19 protein-coding genes are annotated in these 19673 nt (G+C 45.2%); 11 read left to right on the plus strand and 8 right to left on the minus strand.

All coding sequences use genetic code 11. The features are described from left to right. Positions 1 to 63: 63 nt before the first annotated feature. The 7 genes from KTG12_RS06840 to KTG12_RS06870 all read left to right on the plus strand — a co-directional run bounded on the left by KTG12_RS06840 (position 64) and on the right by KTG12_RS06870 (position 7808). Positions 64 to 969, plus strand: a complete 906-nt coding sequence (locus KTG12_RS06840) for a hypothetical protein (RefSeq protein ID WP_005642210.1) — start codon at positions 64 to 66, stop codon at positions 967 to 969. A 2-nt stretch (positions 970 to 971) separates the two neighbouring features. Continuing rightward, entirely contained in the window at positions 972 to 1580 is a 609-nt protein-coding gene (locus tag KTG12_RS06845; RefSeq protein ID WP_022322827.1) for a Crp/Fnr family transcriptional regulator, read from the plus strand. Between the two features lie 220 nt (positions 1581 to 1800). Further along, on the plus strand, positions 1801 to 3210 hold the full coding sequence (locus tag KTG12_RS06850; protein ID WP_022322826.1) for a TolC family protein: 1410 nt from the start codon (positions 1801 to 1803) through the stop codon (positions 3208 to 3210). Positions 3211 to 3285: 75 nt separating this feature from the next. Next, positions 3286 to 4293: an HlyD family secretion protein gene (locus KTG12_RS06855; protein WP_138272939.1), complete on the plus strand. Its 1008-nt coding sequence runs from the start codon at positions 3286 to 3288 to the stop codon at positions 4291 to 4293. A gap of 20 nt (positions 4294 to 4313) precedes the next feature. Beyond that, positions 4314 to 5495 carry an ABC transporter permease gene (locus KTG12_RS06860; protein WP_046451413.1) on the plus strand — a complete coding sequence of 394 codons (1182 nt, stop codon included), beginning with the start codon at positions 4314 to 4316 and terminating at the stop codon, positions 5493 to 5495. An 11-nt stretch (positions 5496 to 5506) separates the two neighbouring features. Further along, positions 5507 to 6751 (plus strand): ABC transporter permease, encoded by a 1245-nt coding sequence (locus tag KTG12_RS06865; RefSeq protein ID WP_022322824.1) that lies wholly within the window; start codon positions 5507 to 5509, stop codon positions 6749 to 6751. A 169-nt stretch (positions 6752 to 6920) separates the two neighbouring features. After that, positions 6921 to 7808 (plus strand): sugar phosphate isomerase/epimerase, encoded by an 888-nt coding sequence (locus KTG12_RS06870; RefSeq protein ID WP_046451414.1) that lies wholly within the window; start codon positions 6921 to 6923, stop codon positions 7806 to 7808. Between the two features lie 62 nt (positions 7809 to 7870). Here the strand turns inward: KTG12_RS06870 and KTG12_RS06875 are convergent, their stop codons facing one another. From KTG12_RS06875 to KTG12_RS06910, 8 genes are all read right to left on the minus strand, one after another. Continuing rightward, positions 7871 to 8605 (minus strand): HAD-IA family hydrolase, encoded by a 735-nt coding sequence (locus KTG12_RS06875; protein WP_005640180.1) that lies wholly within the window; start codon positions 8603 to 8605, stop codon positions 7871 to 7873. 90 nt (positions 8606 to 8695) lie between these two features. Next, the gene (locus tag KTG12_RS06880; RefSeq protein ID WP_046451416.1) at positions 8696 to 10039 is read right to left on the minus strand and encodes a glucose-6-phosphate isomerase; all 1344 of its coding nucleotides are present in this window, start codon (positions 10037 to 10039) and stop codon (positions 8696 to 8698) included. Positions 10040 to 10049: 10 nt separating this feature from the next. Beyond that, positions 10050 to 11045, minus strand: coding sequence for an NAD(P)H-dependent glycerol-3-phosphate dehydrogenase (locus tag KTG12_RS06885; protein ID WP_005640184.1), 996 nt, complete (start codon positions 11043 to 11045; stop codon positions 10050 to 10052). Between the two features lie 10 nt (positions 11046 to 11055). After that, on the minus strand, positions 11056 to 12786 hold the full coding sequence (lysS, locus tag KTG12_RS06890; RefSeq protein ID WP_005640186.1) for a lysine--tRNA ligase: 1731 nt from the start codon (positions 12784 to 12786) through the stop codon (positions 11056 to 11058). Between the two features lie 90 nt (positions 12787 to 12876). Continuing rightward, positions 12877 to 13488, minus strand: coding sequence for a nicotinate (nicotinamide) nucleotide adenylyltransferase (nadD, locus tag KTG12_RS06895; protein ID WP_005640188.1), 612 nt, complete (start codon positions 13486 to 13488; stop codon positions 12877 to 12879). Beyond that, positions 13473 to 13646 carry a hypothetical protein gene (locus tag KTG12_RS06900; RefSeq protein WP_005640190.1) on the minus strand — a complete coding sequence of 58 codons (174 nt, stop codon included), beginning with the start codon at positions 13644 to 13646 and terminating at the stop codon, positions 13473 to 13475. Before KTG12_RS06900 ends, nadD begins: the two co-directional genes overlap by 16 nt. After that, positions 13643 to 14212, minus strand: a complete 570-nt coding sequence (gene gmk / locus KTG12_RS06905; RefSeq protein WP_005640193.1) for a guanylate kinase — start codon at positions 14210 to 14212, stop codon at positions 13643 to 13645. Before gmk ends, KTG12_RS06900 begins: the two co-directional genes overlap by 4 nt. Before the next feature lie 9 nt (positions 14213 to 14221). Further along, positions 14222 to 15094 (minus strand): YicC/YloC family endoribonuclease, encoded by an 873-nt coding sequence (locus KTG12_RS06910; protein ID WP_173022983.1) that lies wholly within the window; start codon positions 15092 to 15094, stop codon positions 14222 to 14224. A 223-nt stretch (positions 15095 to 15317) separates the two neighbouring features. On the opposite strand from KTG12_RS06910, the gene tsaB reads away from it, so the two are divergent. The 4 genes from tsaB to KTG12_RS06930 all read left to right on the plus strand — a co-directional run bounded on the left by tsaB (position 15318) and on the right by KTG12_RS06930 (position 19544). Continuing rightward, positions 15318 to 16037 (plus strand): tRNA (adenosine(37)-N6)-threonylcarbamoyltransferase complex dimerization subunit type 1 TsaB, encoded by a 720-nt coding sequence (gene tsaB / locus KTG12_RS06915; RefSeq protein WP_138272938.1) that lies wholly within the window; start codon positions 15318 to 15320, stop codon positions 16035 to 16037. Between the two features lie 602 nt (positions 16038 to 16639). Then, positions 16640 to 17026: an HU family DNA-binding protein gene (locus KTG12_RS06920; RefSeq protein WP_005640203.1), complete on the plus strand. Its 387-nt coding sequence runs from the start codon at positions 16640 to 16642 to the stop codon at positions 17024 to 17026. Continuing rightward, positions 17026 to 19116: a BT4734/BF3469 family protein gene (locus KTG12_RS06925; RefSeq protein ID WP_216945417.1), complete on the plus strand. Its 2091-nt coding sequence runs from the start codon at positions 17026 to 17028 to the stop codon at positions 19114 to 19116. Before KTG12_RS06920 ends, KTG12_RS06925 begins: the two co-directional genes overlap by 1 nt. Before the next feature lie 281 nt (positions 19117 to 19397). Further along, positions 19398 to 19544 (plus strand): hypothetical protein, encoded by a 147-nt coding sequence (locus KTG12_RS06930; protein ID WP_005640207.1) that lies wholly within the window; start codon positions 19398 to 19400, stop codon positions 19542 to 19544. Positions 19545 to 19673: the final 129 nt, after the last annotated feature.

Here is a 19673-nt window from a genome sequence, read left to right on the forward strand (position 1 = left end):
AATAATATTCGAAATTTAAATCATTTTTCATACCTTTGCGTGTTCATTTTTAATCGTAACCGTATGGATGCTGAAAAGAAAGAGACAAAAGAAATAAATAAGATGTCATTGCTGATCATGGCAGTGGTTGTGTTATTGTTGATTATCGCCGGTGCTGCCTACTATATTTTCCATCAGAATCAGCAGATGGAGGACTTGGAGCAGGCTTATGTTCTGGATAAGGAATCATTGGAAGACGAATTTAACGAATTGTCTCTCCAATATGAAGGATATAAATTTAATATAGGTAACGACTCCTTACTGAATCTATTGTCTACCGAGCAAGCTAAAGTACAACGCTTACAGGAAGAACTTCGTACTGTAAAGGCGACAAATACGAAAGAGATTGCCCGTCTAAAGAAGGAATTGCAGACATTGCGTAAGATCATGCGTAATTATGTAGTTCAGATCGACTCTCTGAATCGTGCTAACGAACAATTGAAAGTGGAAAAGAATGAAGCGGTAAAGAAATACAAGCAGGCTTCTTCTACGGCTACCACTTTGAAGAAGGAAAAAGAGAAACTGACGGAACGTGTCACATTGGCAAGCCGTTTGGATGCGACGGGTATCAATGTAACTCCTGTCAATGGTCGCGGAAAAAAGGCAAAGGTGATCAAGAAGATGGAACAATTTGTCGTTGACTTCCGGATCAGCAAGAACATTACGGCTCCGGTCGGAGAGAAGACGATCTTTGTGCGTATCATGAAGCCGGACGACGATATCCTGTTGAAGAGCCGTGCCGATGTATTTACCTTCGAAGGAAAAGAAATCAATTACTCCATGAAGAAACTGGTCGAATATGACGGTGAGGAATTGCCGGTTACGATGTACTGGAATATCGAAGAATTTCTTTCTCCGGGTACATATCGGGTCGATATATTTGCGGATGGCAATTTGATCGGCCGTAAAAGTTTCACACTCGAAAAATAGCAATGGAAACAGATATCCATTTTGCGCGACTACTTGCCGACCTTCCGGAAGCCCTCGTCTGTGATGAAGCTTTTCTCGGCGAACTGGCAAAAAACGCAAAGTTGATCTCCGTGAAGAAAGGAGATTATCTGTTGCGTACAGGTGAGTTGTGTCAGGATGCCTATTTCATCAACAAAGGTCTTTTCATCAATTTATATGTAAACGAGAACGGTAATGAATGTGTCACCGGTTTTGCGGCTGATAATATGTTTCCGTTCCTTTCCGCCATTGGCTATTTTACCAAGCAACCTTCTGAATTTGAGATTAAGGCGCTTGAAGCCGGCGAGTTGCTCTGCTTTTCCCGCGATCATATCGAGAGCCTTTCGTTCCGTTATCCTTTGTTTGCATCTTATTATCAGAATATCATGCTGACGATCATCTATAAACTGGATGTTCTGTTGGCCGTTCGCCTCTCTTCCACAGCGGAAGAGTTCATCCAGTTTCTCTACACGAACTATGCCTGGATGATCAACCGGGTTCCCGATAAGTATATCGCCCATTATATGGGAATTAGTAATGCCTGGTATTGCAAGTTGAAGCGGAAAGTCCTCTCATTCACTAGAACAGAATAGGTGGCGGAACAAGTTTCATGGGCATGGAACTGTATTTTTACTGGTGGGAAACTATATTTTCATCGGTGGGAAACAACGGTTTCTTCAGGATGAAACCATGTGAAACTATATGCTTGTGAACGTATAAGAAAGCAGTTATTGAATTAGTTCAATTGTATATTTAAAGCGAACCAGTACTTTTGCACCGTTTAGGAAAGAATCCGAATAAAACAAGATAAAGATGAAGAGATTTGTCGTATTAGTTGCATTACTGGTTTCGTCGGGCTATGCAAGTGCCGGGCGTACGTTGACGCTGGAGGAATGTCGTGAATTGGCTATTCAGAACAACAAAGAGTTGAAGATCTCGGGAGAAAAGATTAAAATGGCCGGCTATGAGAAAAACGCCGCTTTCACCAAATATTTTCCTCAACTATCGGCGACTGGCGCGTATATGTGGAACCAGAAAGATATTAATCTGCTGGATATGGGAGCACTCGGCGCTTCTATTGGAGGGGCTCTCGGGCCGATCGCCCAATTGCCGGTGTTTGGAAAGTTGATGGAAGGGGTGGATGACTTGCAACACCTCGACATTCAGAATATCTGGGTGGGAAGCGTTTCACTTGTGCAACCTGTGTTTATGGGAGGCAAGATTATCAATTACAATCAGATTACTAAGTACGCCAAGCAATTGGCCGAGTCGATGAATGACCAGCAACTGCAGGATGTCATCTGTAAAACCGATGAAACCTATTGGCAGGTGATTTCATTAGTAAATAAGAAGAAGTTAGCTGATGCCTATGTCGATTTGCTCCGTAAGACCGATCATGATATGACAGCGATGATCAATGAGGGAGTAGCGACCGAAGCCGACGGACTCTCCGTCAAAGTCAAACTGAATGAGGCAGAGATGGCACAGACGAAAGTCGATAACGGTCTGGCTCTTTCCCGCATGTTATTGGCACAGATATGCGGGTTGCCATTAGAAGACCCGCTTGTTTTAGCAGATGAAGATATCGAAAGTTTTCTGACAGAGCCTTCCGTTACGGCGGCCGATGTGAACGAGGCCTTTATGAATCGTAACGAGCTGAAGAGCCTTGACTTGGCGACTAAGATTTATAAGAGGAAGGAACGGATTGTTTTGTCGGATATGTTGCCGAATGTGGCATTTATGGCAAACTACTTGGTCACGAACCCTAATTCCATGAACGGCTTCAAAAATGAATTTGCCGGGATGTTCAATGTCGGTGTAATGGTGAAAGTTCCGCTTTCCGGCTGGTGGGAGGGCAGTTATAAGCGCAATTCGGCTCGTGCCGAGACACGCATCAAGTCTTTGGAGTTACAGGATGCACGCGAGAAGGTGGAATTGCAGGTCAATCAATCCGTTTACAAGGTCAATGAAGCAAACAAGAAGCTGATCGTTTCCACCCGCAATATGGAGAATGCGGAAGAGAATCTTCGTCATGCCAATCTCGGATTTGAGGAAGGCGTAATCCCGGCTCTTAACCTGATGCAGGCGCAGACGGCTTGGGTGTCGGCGCGTTCCTGCCTGATAGATGCACAGATAGAGGTGAAATTGACGGAAGTCTACTTGACGAAAGCGATGGGAAAGCTGGGGGATGAGCTCTCTGGAAGAACCAGGAACGCGGATTAAGTGGATGAACACGGACTTGATACTTTTGAGGACACTATCTAAATCATACAATCATAAATCTCAAATTATAAACTCATGAACGAGAATAAAAAATACTCAATCAATAATATGCTATTGGCATTTATCACATTCTTAGGTGTGGTCGGATTAGTTGCATTAACCGGTTTCTTTTTACTGACGCCGCCGGATGATATCATCATGGGGCAAGCGGAGGCTACGCAAGTTCGTATTTCGGGAAAAGTTCCCGGACGAATCGAAGCATATCGTTTCAGTGAGGGCGACAAGGTGAAAGTGGGTGACACGCTTGTCTTCCTGGATACGCCCGAAGTTCTTGCCAAGCTTCAGCAAGCGGAGGCTGTACGTCGTGCCGCTGAAGCTCAGAACGCAAAGGCTATTAAAGGTGCCCGTGCACAAGAGATAGCTGGAGCATATGAAATGTGGCAGAAGGCGGAGGCTGGATTGGATATTGCCCAGAAATCATATACGCGCGTACAAAACTTGTTCGATAAAGGGGTAATGTCTGCCCAGAAACGCGATGAGGCAGAAGCCAGTTACAAGGCAATGGCCGCTACTGAGAAAGCTGCCAAATCCCAGTATGATATGGCTGTAGACGGAGCCCGTGTGGAAGATAAGGCCGCGGCTGCCGCTCTCGTAGGGCAGGCTGCCGGAGCGGTTGCCGAAGTGGAATCTTACTTGAAGGAAGCGGCACTTGTCTCACCGATCGACGGGGAGGTGTCCGAACGTTTTCCTGAAGTGGGCGAGTTGGTCGGTACGGGTGCTCCGATTATGAATATCACCGACCTTAACGATATGTGGGTGACCTTCAGTATCCGTGAAGATCATCTGAAAAACATCAAGATCGGTACCGAATTAGACGCTTTTATCCCGGCGTTGGATAACCGGCCGGTCAAACTGAAAGTTTATTATATGAAGGATATGGGAACTTATGCCGCCTGGAAAGCGACAAAAACGAACGGACAGTTTGACTCCAAGACATTCGAGGTGCGTGCCCGTCCAATGGAAAAGGTGGCCGACTTACGTCCTGGAATGTCGGTCATTAAGAAATTGACGATTGATAATTGACAATTAAAGAACAAGGTTAAATGAATAATGAAAAATTAAATAGTACCCCAAAATTGTCAATTGCAAAGCGTGAGATATTCAGGATTTGTAAAGACCCGGTCTACTTCTTTTGTATGTTGGTGGCTCCCACTATCTGTGTGGTCTTTTTTCTTTCGTTGATGAAGGAGGGTTTGCCTACCGATATGCCTGTTGCGGTAGTAGATCTGGACGGCTCTTCCAACTCCCGTAACTTAGCCCGCCAGTTGGATGCATTCGAGCAGACGAAGGTGATGCTGACAACCGTCTCGTTTGAGGAAGCTCGCCAGGCTATGCAGGAAGGGAAAGTTTATGGCATTTTTTATATTCCGAAGGACTTTGGTGTGGATGCGACAGCTGGTCGGCAGCCTAAGCTGTCGTTCTATACGAACGGTACTTATCTTATTGCTGCATCTCTGTTGTTTCGGGATATGAAAACCATGTCTGTCTTAGCAGGTGCTTCGGTCGGGCTTCAGACGGGGCTGGCGCATGGCTATACTGAAAACCAGATCATGGCGCAGCTCCAGCCGATCGTGATCGATACACACGCGATCGGGAATCCTTGGCTTAACTATTCGGTCTATCTGAATAACACACTTTTGCCTGGTGTTTTACAATTGATGATTTTTTTGGTGACGGTATTGAGCATCGGTTCCGAGATTAAATACTCGACGGCCCGCGAATGGTTGCAGATGGGTGGAAATTCGCTTACGGTGAGCCTCATAGGGAAGATATTCCCTCATACGGTGATTTTTACGATTGTGGCATTCCTGTATGCGGTGGCCTTGTATGGGTTTAATTCGTTCCCGTTGAATAGTGGCTGGTTACCGATGCTGTCAGCTCTATTTCTGCTGGTGATTGCTTCGCAGGCGGTCGGGATTTTCATGATAGGGGTGTTGCCGACTTTTCGTTTAGGGTTGAGCTCTGCTTGCCTATTCGGGATGATCGCTTTTTCTATCGTCGGATTTTCTTTTCCGGTATTGGGGATGGACCCTACTTTGCAGGCACTCTCCAACCTGTTTCCTCTCCGGCACTATTTTCTGATCTATGTCGACCAGGCTTTGAACGGAAGGCCTTTCTTTTATAGCTGGGCCGAATATGCCTGGCTTATGGGTTTTCTCGTTTTGCCTTTCCTGATTGGAAAAAACTTGAAGAACGCATTGTTGTACTTTAAATATATTCCGTAAAACAGAAAGTAATGAAAAGAGAATATCGTTTACGAGATATGATCAAGGAAGGGATCTTGGACATCTTTTACATTTGGAAGGATGAATTGAAAAATGTCTTCAAAGACGAGGGCGTGCTGATCTTCTTTTTCCTGGTGCCTTTTGCCTATCCGTTGCTTTATTCCTTTATTTATAATAATGAAGTGGTACGCGAGGCGAAGATGGTGGTTGTGGACCAGTCCGATTCTTATCTAAGTCGCGAGTTTACCCGTCGTGTGAATGCTACGCCCGATGTCAGGGTAGTCGCCGTCTCGACGGATATGGAGGAGGCCAAGCGGATGCTGGACAGGAAAGAAGCCTATGGAATCCTTTATTTCCCGATCGAGTTCAGTAAGAATTTGCATACGGGCAAGCAGACGACGGTTCCCTTGTATTGCGATATGAGCAGCCTGCTGTTTTATAAAGCGTTTTTGCTGGCGGCAACGGAAGTATCACTCGACTTAGGGAAAGAAATACGGATGCATAATGCTCCGGGTGCATCGGCAAAACAGGAGGAAATAACGGTCAATCCGATTCCTTATGAATCCGTGACCCTCTTCAATACGCAGAACGGCTTTGCCAGTTTTTTAGTTCCGGCTATCTTGATTTTAGTTATCCAGCAAACACTGGTTTTAGGGATCGGTATGTTAGGGGGGACAGCACGTGAAAAGAACCGTTTCCACAGCCTTGTTCCGATTAGCCGGCATTTCAACGGGACGTTGCGTATCGTGTTAGGCAAGTCTCTGACCTATATCTTGATTTATGTAGTTGTCTGCATCTGGGTATTAGCCGTCGTGCCGAAACTCTTCTCCCTGCCTCAAGTGGGTGATCCGGTTACGATCTTGCTGTTCATCCTGCCGTATCTGTTTGCTTCGATCTTCTTTGCCATGACATTGTCCGGTTTTATGACTACCCGAGAGGCGCCTATGCTAGTGTTTGTCTTTACATCTGTGATCTTGTTATTCATATCCGGAGTCTCCTGGCCGAAAGAAGCGATTCCTCCGTTCTGGCAGGCTATAGGATATCTGTTTCCTTCGACACCGGGGATCCAGGGATTCATCCGTATCAATACATGTGGGGCGGCATTGAATGAGGTGGTACATGAATATCATACGTTATGGATTCAGGCAGGTGCCTATTTTGTACTGGCCCTCGTGATATATCGCTTTCAAATTATCCGTAGCCGGAAAATGATTATAAAGCAGCATAGGTATATGAAGATGAAGCAGACTTTTTAATGGTATTCCTCTTGTGGCTTCTCTTGTCGTCCTCTTAAGAGGTTGGTAAAAGAAGATAAGAAGGTTTTATGACTCCGTTTTGATGATTTTAACGTTATTATGTTAGAATCCACCGAATATAGTTTTACTTTTGTAGAAATTCTCAAAGCAAACTTAATTTTTTAGTACTATGCAGAACAGACGTGAGTTTTTAAAGCGGGCTTCGTTAATGCTCGCAGGGGGGATGGTGATGCCTCAGTTGTTAACTTCTTGTGCCGGTAAAGCCTCAGCTTCCGAGTCCTCCAAGTATATCGGGCTTCAGCTATATTCTTTAAGAGACCTTGTAAAAGAAGAAGGAATCCAGAAGGTATTGGAAACGGCTTCGAAAATGGGCTATAAGAATCTTGAAACAGCTAGCTATGACAATGGCAAGATCTATGGTTTGGCTCCTGCTGAGTTCAAGAAGATGGTGAATGATTTGGGCATGAAATGTACGAGCGCTCACTTAGGACAAGCTTTCACAAAGGAAAAAGAAGCTGAAGTGATGAGTTGGTGGGATCAGGCTATCGATGCCCACAATGAATTAGGTGTCAAATACATGGTTCAGCCGTGGATGCCGGTTACCGACCAGACGACTTTGGACGATTTGAAGATGTATTGCGACTATTTCAATACCGTTGGCTACAAGACGGCAGCCGCCAGCATCGCATTCGGTTACCATAACCATGCTTTTGAATTCCGTAAAATCGGAGATCAATTGATCTACGACTTCTTGTTAGATAATGTAAGTCCGAATCATGTATTTTTTGAAATGGATGTGTATTGGGTACAGGAAGGCGGTGGTGATCCGGTTGCTTACCTGAAGAACCGTCCGAGCCAGTTCAAGGCTGTCCATATCAAAGACGAAAAGGAAATCGGCGCCAGTGGTAAGATGAACTTCAAACCTATTTTTGACCAGATGTACGCAAATAATATCAAAGATTGGTATGTTGAAGTCGAACAGTATACCCAAAATGATCCGGTTGCCAGCGTCCAGCAGAGCTATGATTATCTGAACAAGGCGGATTATGTGAAGTAAGACGTTTTTGTATAAGTTTTTTAGGCACAGGTTACATAAATTGTAATCCGTGCCTAATTTATTTAAGAGATCTTGATTGCATTCATAAGGTTGTCCCAATCCTTCGCCAAAGCCGTCATGTCCGGATAAAGTAGGTCGGCGCCAGCATCGAGTAAAATTCGGTCGTCCAAAGGACCAGTATTGACTGCTATCGTGAAGATCCCTGCAGCTACTCCCGCTTGTATGCCCATCGGGGCATTCTCTACGACAAGAGCTTCATAGGGTTTGACTCCTGCCTTTTCCAATCCCATCAGATAAGGTTCGGGATGAGGTTTGCCTAACTTCACGTCAAAGGCCGTCACCATCTTTTCCCGTTTGAAATAGCCCGGGTAGGTATGTTCCAGCTTGTTGATTAAGCTGTGTTGTCCGGAGCCGGTTACGACAAGTGTTTGCAAGCCGGAGGCTTTTACTTTTTTCAGTACTTCGGCCGCTCCTTGCATTGCCTTTCCATCGTTATATTGATTGAACAAGATAGCTTTTTCTTCATAGATGGATTTCTTTTCCTCATCAGTCGCATCTCGCAGGAAAGTTTTTTGATACAATTCGTTGATCGTGCTTTCACCCGTCCGGCCTTCATACAGGTAGAATAGTTCCGGGGTGGAGATCAACTGGTGGTGGGTAGCCGTTTCGTACCAGGCACGGGCATGAAAACGCATGGAATCGTAAAGGACACCATCCATATCGAAAAGTACGGCCTTGGGAGAAAATAAAACTTGTCGCTGTTTTTGCAGATATTGGGCGATTGCTTCTTGAATCATTTTTAATTGCTTGCTAATAGATATTTTTCAGGCACGATCCTTTTGAAGGAGAGTCGTGCCTGAAAAATTTTTATATTATGTGATTGTTGGCTACAACCGTGCGCGGATCGCTTCGCTTTCCTTTTCGTAACCCGGTTTGTTCAGCAGGGCAAACATGTTCTTTTTATAGGCTTCTACACCTGGCTGGTCGAACGGATTTACTCCCAACATGTAACCGCTGATGCCGCAGGCTCTTTCAAAGAAGTAGAATAGCTGGCCGATGTAGTAAGGGCTTACTTCCGGCATTGTGATCTTCAAGTTAGGAACACCGCCGTCCACGTGAGCCAATTGAGTACCTAATTCTGCCATCTTGTTCACTTCGTCCACACGTTTGCCGGCGAGGAAGTTCAAACCGTCCAGATTTGCTTCGTCGGTTGGGACGACTACTTTGTGGTTCGGCTCTTCAACAGAAATAACAGTTTCGAAGATCGTGCGTTCACCATCCTGAATCCACTGGCCCATAGAGTGCAGATCGGTTGTCAGATCGACGGAAGCAGGGAAAATACCCTTACCGTCCTTGCCTTCGCTTTCACCGTACAACTGTTTCCACCATTCGGCGATGTAGTGGAGTTTCGGATGGAAGTTGGCGAGGATTTCAACCTTCTTGCCGCTCTTATATAATTCGTTACGGGTAGCAGCATAGATTTCTGCCATATTTTCAGCAAAAGGAACGCTTACGTCTGTTGCTTTTTCCATCGAAATAGCTCCGGCAACCAAATCGCGGATGCTGATACCGGCAACGGCAATAGGTAACAAACCAACTGGAGTCAGTACGGAGAAACGACCGCCGACGTTGTCGGGAATAATGAATGTCTTATAGCCTTCCTGGTCAGCCAGCGTGCGGAGAGCGCCTCTTTTGGCGTCCGTGATGGCGACGATACGGTGTTTGGCTTCTTCTTTGCCGACTGCGTCTTCCAGTTGCTTTTTCAGCATGCGGAAAGCTAAGGCCGGTTCGGTAGTCGTACCGGATTTGGAGATATTGATCAGACCGAACTGTTTGCCTTTCAGGATTTCGCAAAGTTCATACAAGTAATCTTCGCCGATATTGTGTCCGGCATATACTAAAACCGGATTTTTACGGTTCGTATGTAACCAGTCGAAGCTATTGTTTAATGCTTCTACCACTGCTTTTGTTCCTAAATAGCTGCCGCCGATACCGATGGCGACAACAACTTCACATTTGGAACGAAGTACGTTAGCTGTATTTTCGATGTCTGTCAGTTCAGCATCTGTAATAGAAGAGGGGAGGTGCAACCAACCTAAAAAGTCGTTACCTGCACCATTACCATTTTGTAAAGTGGCATTACATTCGTGGGCCTTTGCAGCCTGAGCATATACCTGTTCTTTCGTTACGGTACCCAGCGCTTTGTCAATGTTAAGACTGATGTTCTTCATATTTACATTATTATTTAAATGTTTCAGTCAACTGCCGTATCGCGGTAGTCGGCGATTTCTTTTCGTATAGAATACTATATAAAGTATCCAAGATCGGCATGTTTACTTTATATTTTTCGTTTATCTCCCGAATACATTTTGTCCCGTAGTATCCTTCGGCGATCATCTCCATTTCGAGCTGGGCTATTTTGACGGAATAACCTTTCCCGATCATGGTCCCGAACGTACGGTTCCGGCTGAAGCGAGAATATGCGGTTACCAGAAGATCACCGAGATATACCGAATCTGTCACATCCCGTTCCAGGCCATGTACGGCGTTGAGGAAGTTACGCATCTCTTCGATCGCGTTGCAGATGAAAACTGCCAGAAAATTATCTCCGTACTTCATACCGTGGCAGATACCTGCGACGATGGCATATACGTTTTTCAATACGGAAGCATATTCAATACCTGTAACATCCTTGCAACAGGAGTTGTTCAGATACTGGTTCTTAAATACGGAGGAGAAAGCTCTTGCATTCTCGATATTAGGGCAAGCCAGCGTGATATAGGACAACCGTTCGAGAGCGATCTCTTCGGCATGGCACGGACCGCCGATGACAGCGATATTGTCAATCGGGACATTGTAGTATTCGGCAAAATAATCGGCTACGAGCATGTTTTCGTCCGGAACGATTCCTTTGATGGCCGAAATGATGAATTTGTCTTGCATGGAGGTCGTCACCTTCATCAAATGTTGTTTCAAAAAAGGAGAAGGGGTGGCGAAAATCAAAGTGTCCGAATCTTTGATTACTTTGTTGATATCCGTGTAGAATTTGATTTTGTCAGTATCAAATTTGACGGCGGAAAGATAGCTGGGGTTATGTCCCAACAACAGAAACTCTTCTACTTGGTCTGGCCGACGCATATACCAGTTAATACTATCTTGTGTAGAAAGTACAATCTTGGCCAAGGCGGTAGCCCAGCTACCACCTCCCATTATTGCAATTTTTCCGGGCAACTTCATAGTATTACTCTTATTTGGCTGCGCCTGCAATCCATGCCTCTACTTCTTCGGCAGTGGGGTTTTGCAATTCCAGTTTGTATTTCTTATTCATTTCGCAGAGTTCCTGTCTCAGCTTGTTGGGATTAGCATCTACCAACGTGTCGGTTGTGAGATATCCGGCTTTATGTAAAGCAGGAACCCATGCTTCATCGATACCCAGTGCGACATATTTGTCTGCGGTGTCTTTCTTAACTGTCTTTTCCGGGCGCATCTGCGGGAAGAGCAACACTTCTTGAATAGTCGTTTGGCCAGTCATCAACATCACCAGACGGTCGATGCCGATACCGATACCAGACGTCGGAGGCATACCGAATTGCAGTGCACGCAAAAAGTCCTGGTCGATGAACATCGCTTCGTCATCCCCTTTTTCGCTCAGGCGCAATTGCTCTTTGAAGCGCTCTTCCTGATCGATCGGATCGTTCAGCTCACTATAGGCATTTGCCACTTCTTTACCGTTGATCATCAATTCGAAACGTTCGGTCAATCCAGGTTTGCTCCGGTGCATCTTGGTTAGCGGACTCATCTCGACCGGGTAGTCGATAATGAAAGTCGGCTGGATAAACGTGCCTTCGCAGAATTCACCGAAGATTTCATCGATCAGCTTGCCTTTACCCATTGTTTCATCGATTTCAAGGTTCAAATCCTTGCAAATCGTGCGTATCTCGTCTTCGCTCTTGCCATTCAGGTCGTAACCTGTCTTTTCCTTGATGGCATCCAGAATCGGCAGACGGCGGTAAGGAGCTTTAAAGTTGATGGTCTTGCCGTCGACTACACTTTCACATGTACCGTTGACGGCGATACAGATACGTTCCAACAGCTGTTCGGTGAAGCTCATCATCCAGTTGTAGTCCTTATATTGGACATAAAGTTCCATACAGGTAAATTCCGGATTGTGGGTGCGATCCATACCTTCGTTACGGAAGTTTTTACCGATTTCGTAGACACCTTCGAAACCTCCGACGATCAATCGTTTCAGATACAGTTCGGTAGCAATACGCAGATAGAGGTCGATATCCAGCGAGTTATGGTGCGTAATGAACGGACGTGCGCTTGCCCCTCCGGGGATGGATTGCAGGATCGGAGTTTCCACTTCCGTATATCCAGCTTCGTCCAGGGCGGTACGCATGGTCTTGATAACTGCCGCACGTTTCATGAAAATATCCTTTACGCCATCATTGACCACCAGGTCAACATAGCGTTGGCGATAACGCAATTCCGGATCGTTGAATCCATCGTATGCTACACCGTCTTTGTATTTGACGACCGGTAGCGGCTTGAGTGATTTGGATAATACCGTTATCTCTTGTGCATGGACGGAAATTTCGCCCATCTGTGTACGGAATACGAAACCTTTGATTCCGACAAAGTCGCCGATATCGAGCAATTTCTTGAAAACAATGTTATACAGATCTTTATTTTCTTCCGGGCAAATGTCGTCACGAGAGATATAAACCTGTATTCTGCCTTCTGAATCCTGCAATTCCATGAAGGAAGCCTTTCCCATGATGCGGCGGCTCATGATGCGACCGGCAATACTTACGGGGCGGGGCTCTGCATCGTCTTTAAAATTCTCTTTTATCTCTTTGGAAAATGCATTCGTTACATACTCAGCTGCGGGATAAGGTTCTATCCCCATCTGACGTAACTGCTCCATGCTGTTACGTCTTATGATTTCCTGTTCACTCAGTTCTAATAGATTCATTACGCTATTATTTTGTATAATACGGCGCAAAAATACAAAACTTTTCTTACTTATTGCCTAAAAACGTATGCGACTTTACGCTTTATGTTCTTAAAAGGTATTGTTTTGTAATGGAAAAGGCAGATTACGTATGGCTTCGGGCAGGAAGAAGCGGACATCTTTTCCGGTCTTGAAAGCTTCGCGTATAAAGGTTGAGGATATTTCGACCAAAGGGGCGTCTACTTTTTTTATGTGAGGATATTGTGCCGGAATTTCAACATCGAATCCTTTGCGCGGATAGATGAAGATCGGATAATTGGAAATGATGGCTTCGTATTCTACCCACCGGGTAATATATTTCCAATTGTCCGCACCCATGATGAAATAGAATTCACGGTCCGGATAACTTGCTTCCAATGTCCGGAGTGTGTTGATGGTATAAGTGGGTTGAGGAAGGGAAAACTCGAAGTCACTGGCGTGGAACTTAGGGTAACCAGCGATGGATTTTTTTACCAGTTCATAGCGAAGCCGGTCATCCATCAGTTCTTCCTTCTCTTTTAGCGGGTTATGGGGGGTGATCAGAAACCATAGCTCGTCCAACTCCGTAAATTCACACAACCAGTTGGCTAATGCCAGATGGCCGATATGAACCGGATTGAATGAACCGGAATAAATGCCGGTTTTACGTTTGCTGACCGTATTTTCTTTCAGTCCCGTTTCCACTTGATGATATTTATGACTTGTGCACCGAATACCAATCCGGTACCGGTCGCTATGATATACTCCTTATAATATAGGGCGGCTGTACAAGTGGCAAGAGCGACAAATGCTATACCAATGAATGTATATAGCCATTTCTTGGATAACTTCTTGCCGTTCATGCTTTTTTAAGGAACTCTTTTATCACTTTTAGTGCTTCTTTTTGTGCGACTTCCAGCTTGTCATTCACCACGATTACGTCAAATTTGTCGGCAAAACCCAGTTCAAATTCGGCTTTGGCAATGCGGCTTTCGATTACTTCCGGAGCATCCGTACCGCGTCCTTCCAGACGACTCCGCAAATCTTCGATCGAGGGGGGCTGGATAAAGACCGAAAGAGCACGGTCGCCATAAAACTTCTTGATGTTGCAACCTCCTACGACATCGACATCGAATATAACGTTATCGCCACTCATCAGCCTTCGTTCCACCTCGCTTTTCAGCGTGCCGTAATATTTGTCGGTATAGACCTCTTCGTATTCCAGGAAATCTCCTGCTGCTATACGGGCACGGAATTCATCCGGTGTAAGGAAATAATATTCCACTCCGTCCTTTTCCGTACCACGTGGGGCCCGGCTGGTAGCCGAGATGGAAAAATGCAGGTTCAGATTCTGCTTCAGCAGGAAATTGATGATAGTGGATTTGCCCGAACCGGACGGCGCGGAGAATATGATCAGTTTGCCAGCCATATATCGTTTTTATAATACGTTTAATACTTGTTCTTTGATTTGTTCCAGTTCGTCTTTCATCTGGACGACAAGTTTTTGCATCTCGGCATGGTTGCTTTTCGAACCAAGGGTGTTGATTTCACGTCCCATTTCCTGGGCGATGAAACCGAGTTTCTTACCTTGTCCGTGTCCGCTCTCCATCGTGCTGATGTAATATTTCAGGTGGTTGTCCAGGCGGTTCTTTTCCTCGTTTACATCCAGTTTTTCGATATAATAGATCATCTCCTGTTCGAACCGGTTCTTGTCGTAGTCCTGTCCGGCAATCTTTTCGAGATTGTCCATGATACGGGCTTTGATTTTTTCGATCCGCTCCTTTTCATACGGTTCTACTTCTGAAAGCAGGCGGGAGATATTGGCAATTTTCTGTTCGAACAACTTTTGTAACATGGCGCCTTCCTGAATACGGAAATCGCAAAGGTGCCCTATGGCCTCTTTGATCGCTTTCTCAACCACCTTCCATTCCTCTTCGTTTACTTCCTGGGCCTCTGTCTTGATCACGTCCGGCATGCGGAGCAGGGTCTGGAACCAGTCGGCGGGAAGTCCGATGTTCAGGCGGTCGGCAATATCTTTGATTTGATTGTAATAGTTTTCTACCGCAGCCAAGTTGATCTGTGTGGGCGTGTCTTTACCGATATATTCGACAAATATATTAAATTCGACTTTTCCACGTTCAAGCGACTGGAGTAACAAACTGCGTATTTGCATTTCTTTTTCTTTGTAGATGGAAGGAATGCGGGTCGACAAATCCAGTTGCTTGCTGTTCAGAGCTTTTATTTCTACGGTTACTTTTTTAGAAGGAAGTTCGGCTGTAACCTTACCGAATCCAGTCATTGATTGTATCATTGTTCTAAAAATTTGTGCAAAGATAGCTAATCAATTGATAATTGACAATTGACGATTGACAATATAATTGAGAAAAAGCCGAAACCATCCGTGTCAGCCTTAATAAAATCGGTTTTGATCATGAGATTACAGTTATGTTTTATACTTTTGCATCCATTATCAACCGATTGGCTTTTGACACATATTTTAATTGTCAATTGTCAATTGTCAATTGTCAATTAAAATGTCTTGTATATTAAATATCGAAACATCGACTTCTGTATGCTCTGTAGCGTTGTCTATGGATGGTGAAGTCCTTTTTGCGAAGGCCTCGTTCGACGGCCCTTCGCATGCAGCCTTATTAGGCGTATTTGTTGAAGAAGCTCTTTCCGTATTGAAAAAGAAGGGGAAGAAAGCCTTGGATGCCGTAGCGGTCAGTAGCGGTCCTGGTTCTTATACCGGACTCCGTATCGGAGTGTCTGTCGCTAAAGGTCTTTGCTTTGGTTTCGGTATTCCTCTGATCGGCATTCATACGTTGGACATCATGGCTGCTACTGTCAACAGTAAGGGCGATTCGCAAATCGTCTCTATTACTGATGATTGCCTTTATTGTGCTATGTTGGATGCCCGGCGTATGGAGGTTTATGCCGCTATCTACGATGCTTCCTTAAAGCCTGTCCGCGAGACGAAGGCCGATATTGTGGAAGCCGGTACGTATGCTTCTTATCTGGAAAAAGGGAAAGTTTGTTTCTTTGGCAACGGTGTTTCCAAATGCAAATCGGTCATCACTTCTCCGAACGCCATCTTTATCGAGGACATCCATCCTCTTGCCGTAAACATGATTCCGCTCTCGGAACAAGCTTTTGCCGCCGGCAAGTTTGAAGACACCGCCTATTTCGAACCGTTCTACCTGAAAGAGTTCCAGGCGACGGTTGCAAAAAATAAGGTGCTTTTAGCTCGATGATGTAGTTGTGTGCTATGTCGGAATGGCACGTTTGTCGAAATTTTTATGTAAGTCCGGTCAATCGGAAAAGAACTTAGATATGCAAAATCGTCCTGTTTCTTGTGTTTGATAGCTGTAATGTCAAACATGGAAACGGGACGATGTGTTATTTAGGGTTGCCATCCATGTAAGTCTTCCTCCTGCAAGCAATATAAATAAGCTGCTGTAAACATCCACCTATTATATACATACGATTTTTTTTAAATCCAACTATCATACTATCATATTTACATATAAATATCTGTATATTAGTTTATAAAAATATGATAGTATCTATTTTCAACTATCATTTCATACTATCATACTATCATGTCGTATATCACATGCTTCTGTCTTCGTGCTGGGGAAAAATAAGTGTAGATATAATTGAATAAAGTGCTGTAAATATTTGTATTATAGATGTTTTATTTGTATATTTGTAATAAGAAAAGAAGCCCGTCATCCGGGTGTCGGAAGGGGTGAGACCCGGGTGTTGATACCGTTCAGATGGGGGTGTCAAAAGTGTTAAAATGGGCGTCTTGAGAAGAATATCTGGTTGTTTAATATTAAAAATACTGTTATTTATGGCACATTACTATGTAGTCCGGCAAAAACTGGACAAGACGGGAGCGGAAGATAAAGTACGCTATTATGGTGTTCCGGTTACGTGCGGGCGGGTTTCAACGAAAAAGCTGGCTGATTTGGTTGCCGATCGTTGCTCGTTGAGCCGAGGTGATGTGTTCGCTTCGGTTTGCGAGATCGGAGGGATGATTCTTGAATTGTTGAAAGACGGCTATTCCGTGGAGTTGGACGGGTTGGGTGATTTTTATCTTTCGGCAGGGAGCGAAGGCTTCGAAGATCCGAAAAAATGTACTCCCCATCGGGTGAAGGCGCGTCGTGTCTGTTTCAGGATGGCTCCCTGTGTGAGAAAGAGCATGAAATTTGTCAAATTCGAAAGAAATCCTTGGTAATGCAAATCACATATTACAGGCATAAAAAAGGCGTGTTGCGGATGCACTCGCGTGATATGGAATATATTGTCGGGTTGCTGAAAAACGGCAAAGATGCGGAAGCGATACTGTCGGTTCGTCGAAAATTGAATATGGCGTTTTTGGCACGAACCACGGATTTGTCCGGAAAACTACCGGTTCTGGCTTTTGGCTCGACGTTCAAGAAGAATGGCGATGGAATACAGTTGAGGCGTTATAACGGGTATGTCTTGTTGGAAGTGAACGGCTTGGAAAGCCAGAGTGAGGCGGAGGCCGTCCGCCGTGAAGCTGCCGCCCTGCCGCAGACCTTGCTGGCGTTCGTCGGGCTGAGCGGGCGTTCGGTCAAGATCGTGGTTCCTTTTGTGCTGCCCGACGGCTCGCTGCCGAAAAAAGAGGAGCAGGCCCGTATGTTTCATGCTGCGGCTTATCAGCTGGCGGTGCGGCATTACCAGCCGCAGTTGGGCAGCATTATATCGTTGAAAGAACCGTTCCTGTCGCGGGGGTGCCGGATGAGTGTGGATCCGGACGCCTATTACAATCCGGATGCGGTGGCGATCCGGATCGAGCAACCTTTGCAGATGCCGGACGGGGGTGACTTGAAGATCGTGCCTTCTCCGGTTCGGGATCCGTTGGAGATGATGGCTCCGGGAGCGGATCGGAACGGGCAGATCGCCACGCTGTTCAGTGTCATCCTGATGGAGATGACGCGTCGGTTTTCAGAAAGCCCGGAAGATGATATCCAACTGCTGTTCTTCGACTTGGCGCAGGCTTGCTGCCGGCTTGGAATACCGGAGGAAGAGGCGGTGGGCTGGACATTGCGCTATGAAGCTTTGAAAAAATATAAGATAGACGTCCGTATGGCTTTCCGTACGGCATATACGTTGGAGAATGTTTCAAACCGGGCGGAGCCGCTCTCTTCCGTCCCGCCATCCATGTCGTTAGTGTTGCGGTTGGACGAGTTTATGAACCGGCGTTATTTCTTCCGGACGAATGAGATGAGCGGTGGAGTGGAATATTTGGACCGTTCGATGATACAGTTCGTTTACAAGCCTTATACGACGAAAGTCCGGAATTCCATTTGCTTGGAAGCCCAGCAGGAAGGGTTGAATGTATGGGACAAGGATATCGACCGATATGTCAACTCCGATCGTGTTCCGATATATCATCCTATCGATCATTTTCTTGGGAATCTTCCGGCTTGGGACGGAAAAGAACGCATCAGGGCATTAGCCGGGCGTGTCCCTTGTGACAATCCGGTATGGGGAGATTTGTTTTACCGCTGGTTCCTAAGCATGGTGGCACATTGGATGGAACTGGATTCGGAACACGGGAATAGTACGACACCTCTGTTGGTCGGTGGCCAAGGGTGTGGGAAGTCCACGTTTTGCTTGAATTTGTTGCCACCAGTGTTGCGTCCTTATTATACGGACAGTATCGATTTCGGCAATCGCCGTGGGGCGGAGTTGGCTTTGCACCGGTATGCGTTGATTAATATCGATGAATTTGATTCAGTGAAAAGTTCTCATCAAAGTTTTTTGAAGCATATCCTGCAAAAAGCGGTTGTGAACACCCGTTTGCCTTATCAGAGTGCGAGCCGTAACTTGCGTCGCTATGCCACGTTTATCGCGACCAGCAACAATTATGATTTGCTGACAGATCCGACCGGTAGCCGCCGTTTCATTTGCGTGGAGGTGAAGGGGCGGATCGATTATGCCCAGCCGATCGATTATGATCAGTTGTATGCGGAAGCGAAAGAATTGTTGAGGCGTGGTGAACGTTTTTGGTTTACTCCGGAGGAAGAGGCGCTGATCACTGAAAACAACAGGGATTTCCAGCAGCAGCCGGCTGAAGAGCAACTGTTCCTGCGTTATTTCAAGATCGCGGAGGATATTGAAGAGGCAAAGCCGCTTCTGGCGTCCGAGATACTGGATATGATCGCGGAGAAACAACCCGGTTTTAACATTACAAAAACGATGATCCTTAATTTCGGCAAGCTTTTGAAGCGGAATAGCGTGCCGAATAAGCGGACGATGAGGGGGACTTGTTATTATGTGGAAGAGGTAGATGGTTGATATATAATTGATTGACTAATTTTATGTATGATGGTATGATAGTAGCCATGACAGTTATTTTGCGAACTGTCATGGCTATTTTGTGTTGATAGATAGTGGGTTATTGCCAATTATGATGGTATGATAGTTGGATCGTCTATTTCCAATTGTATTTGTAAGTGAAGAAAAAAACATTCTTTCTAAAATATTTACTCAGTTAAATAAAGAACAAAAGTAAGGAACGGTTAAACCAAAAAAGGGGGTGTCTTGTTTAATCTTCAAATCAATATTGAAGAATAGACATGAGACGAAAGAATACGAATGTACTGCTGGTCTTTGGTGTGGTGATCGCGATTATCCTGTTAATGATTTGGTTGTTTTTGGGGACAACATTGGAACAGGAGGCAAATCCAGAGACAGATCCGATGACCGTCGAACAAAATATCTGATAAGGTCGGATATAAAAAGGGAGGCTGTGTCGTAAATAGTTTTTTATGATACAGCCATTAATATACTTCTGATGAATCGTTGTGCGCATATACAAACTTACCCAAGAATACGTTAAAGTCCGTAAACTT

The sequence above is a fragment of the Parabacteroides sp. MSK.9.14 genome (assembly GCF_019041495.1).
Lineage (GTDB): Bacteria > Bacteroidota > Bacteroidia > Bacteroidales > Tannerellaceae > Parabacteroides > Parabacteroides merdae.

What these genes read in the sequence shown, in the direction of transcription:
- KTG12_RS06840 (WP_005642210.1), top strand. Translation starts at nt 64, where the DNA reads ATGGATGCTGAAAAGAAAGAGACAAAAGAAATAAATAAGATGTCATTG.
- KTG12_RS06845 (WP_022322827.1), top strand. Translation starts at nt 972, where the DNA reads ATGGAAACAGATATCCATTTTGCGCGACTACTTGCCGACCTTCCGGAA.
- KTG12_RS06850 (WP_022322826.1), top strand. Translation starts at nt 1,801, where the DNA reads ATGAAGAGATTTGTCGTATTAGTTGCATTACTGGTTTCGTCGGGCTAT.
- KTG12_RS06855 (WP_138272939.1), top strand. Translation starts at nt 3,286, where the DNA reads ATGAACGAGAATAAAAAATACTCAATCAATAATATGCTATTGGCATTT.
- KTG12_RS06860 (WP_046451413.1), top strand. Translation starts at nt 4,314, where the DNA reads ATGAATAATGAAAAATTAAATAGTACCCCAAAATTGTCAATTGCAAAG.
- KTG12_RS06865 (WP_022322824.1), top strand. Translation starts at nt 5,507, where the DNA reads ATGAAAAGAGAATATCGTTTACGAGATATGATCAAGGAAGGGATCTTG.
- KTG12_RS06870 (WP_046451414.1), top strand. Translation starts at nt 6,921, where the DNA reads ATGCAGAACAGACGTGAGTTTTTAAAGCGGGCTTCGTTAATGCTCGCA.
- KTG12_RS06875 (WP_005640180.1), bottom strand. Translation starts at nt 8,605, where the DNA reads ATGATTCAAGAAGCAATCGCCCAATATCTGCAAAAACAGCGACAAGTT.
- KTG12_RS06880 (WP_046451416.1), bottom strand. Translation starts at nt 10,039, where the DNA reads ATGAAGAACATCAGTCTTAACATTGACAAAGCGCTGGGTACCGTAACG.
- KTG12_RS06885 (WP_005640184.1), bottom strand. Translation starts at nt 11,045, where the DNA reads ATGAAGTTGCCCGGAAAAATTGCAATAATGGGAGGTGGTAGCTGGGCT.
- lysS (WP_005640186.1), bottom strand. Translation starts at nt 12,786, where the DNA reads ATGAATCTATTAGAACTGAGTGAACAGGAAATCATAAGACGTAACAGC.
- KTG12_RS06900 (WP_005640190.1), bottom strand. Translation starts at nt 13,646, where the DNA reads ATGAACGGCAAGAAGTTATCCAAGAAATGGCTATATACATTCATTGGT.
- gmk (WP_005640193.1), bottom strand. Translation starts at nt 14,212, where the DNA reads ATGGCTGGCAAACTGATCATATTCTCCGCGCCGTCCGGTTCGGGCAAA.
- KTG12_RS06910 (WP_173022983.1), bottom strand. Translation starts at nt 15,094, where the DNA reads ATGATACAATCAATGACTGGATTCGGTAAGGTTACAGCCGAACTTCCT.
- tsaB (WP_138272938.1), top strand. Translation starts at nt 15,318, where the DNA reads ATGTCTTGTATATTAAATATCGAAACATCGACTTCTGTATGCTCTGTA.
- KTG12_RS06920 (WP_005640203.1), top strand. Translation starts at nt 16,640, where the DNA reads ATGGCACATTACTATGTAGTCCGGCAAAAACTGGACAAGACGGGAGCG.
- KTG12_RS06925 (WP_216945417.1), top strand. Translation starts at nt 17,026, where the DNA reads ATGCAAATCACATATTACAGGCATAAAAAAGGCGTGTTGCGGATGCAC.
- KTG12_RS06930 (WP_005640207.1), top strand. Translation starts at nt 19,398, where the DNA reads ATGAGACGAAAGAATACGAATGTACTGCTGGTCTTTGGTGTGGTGATC.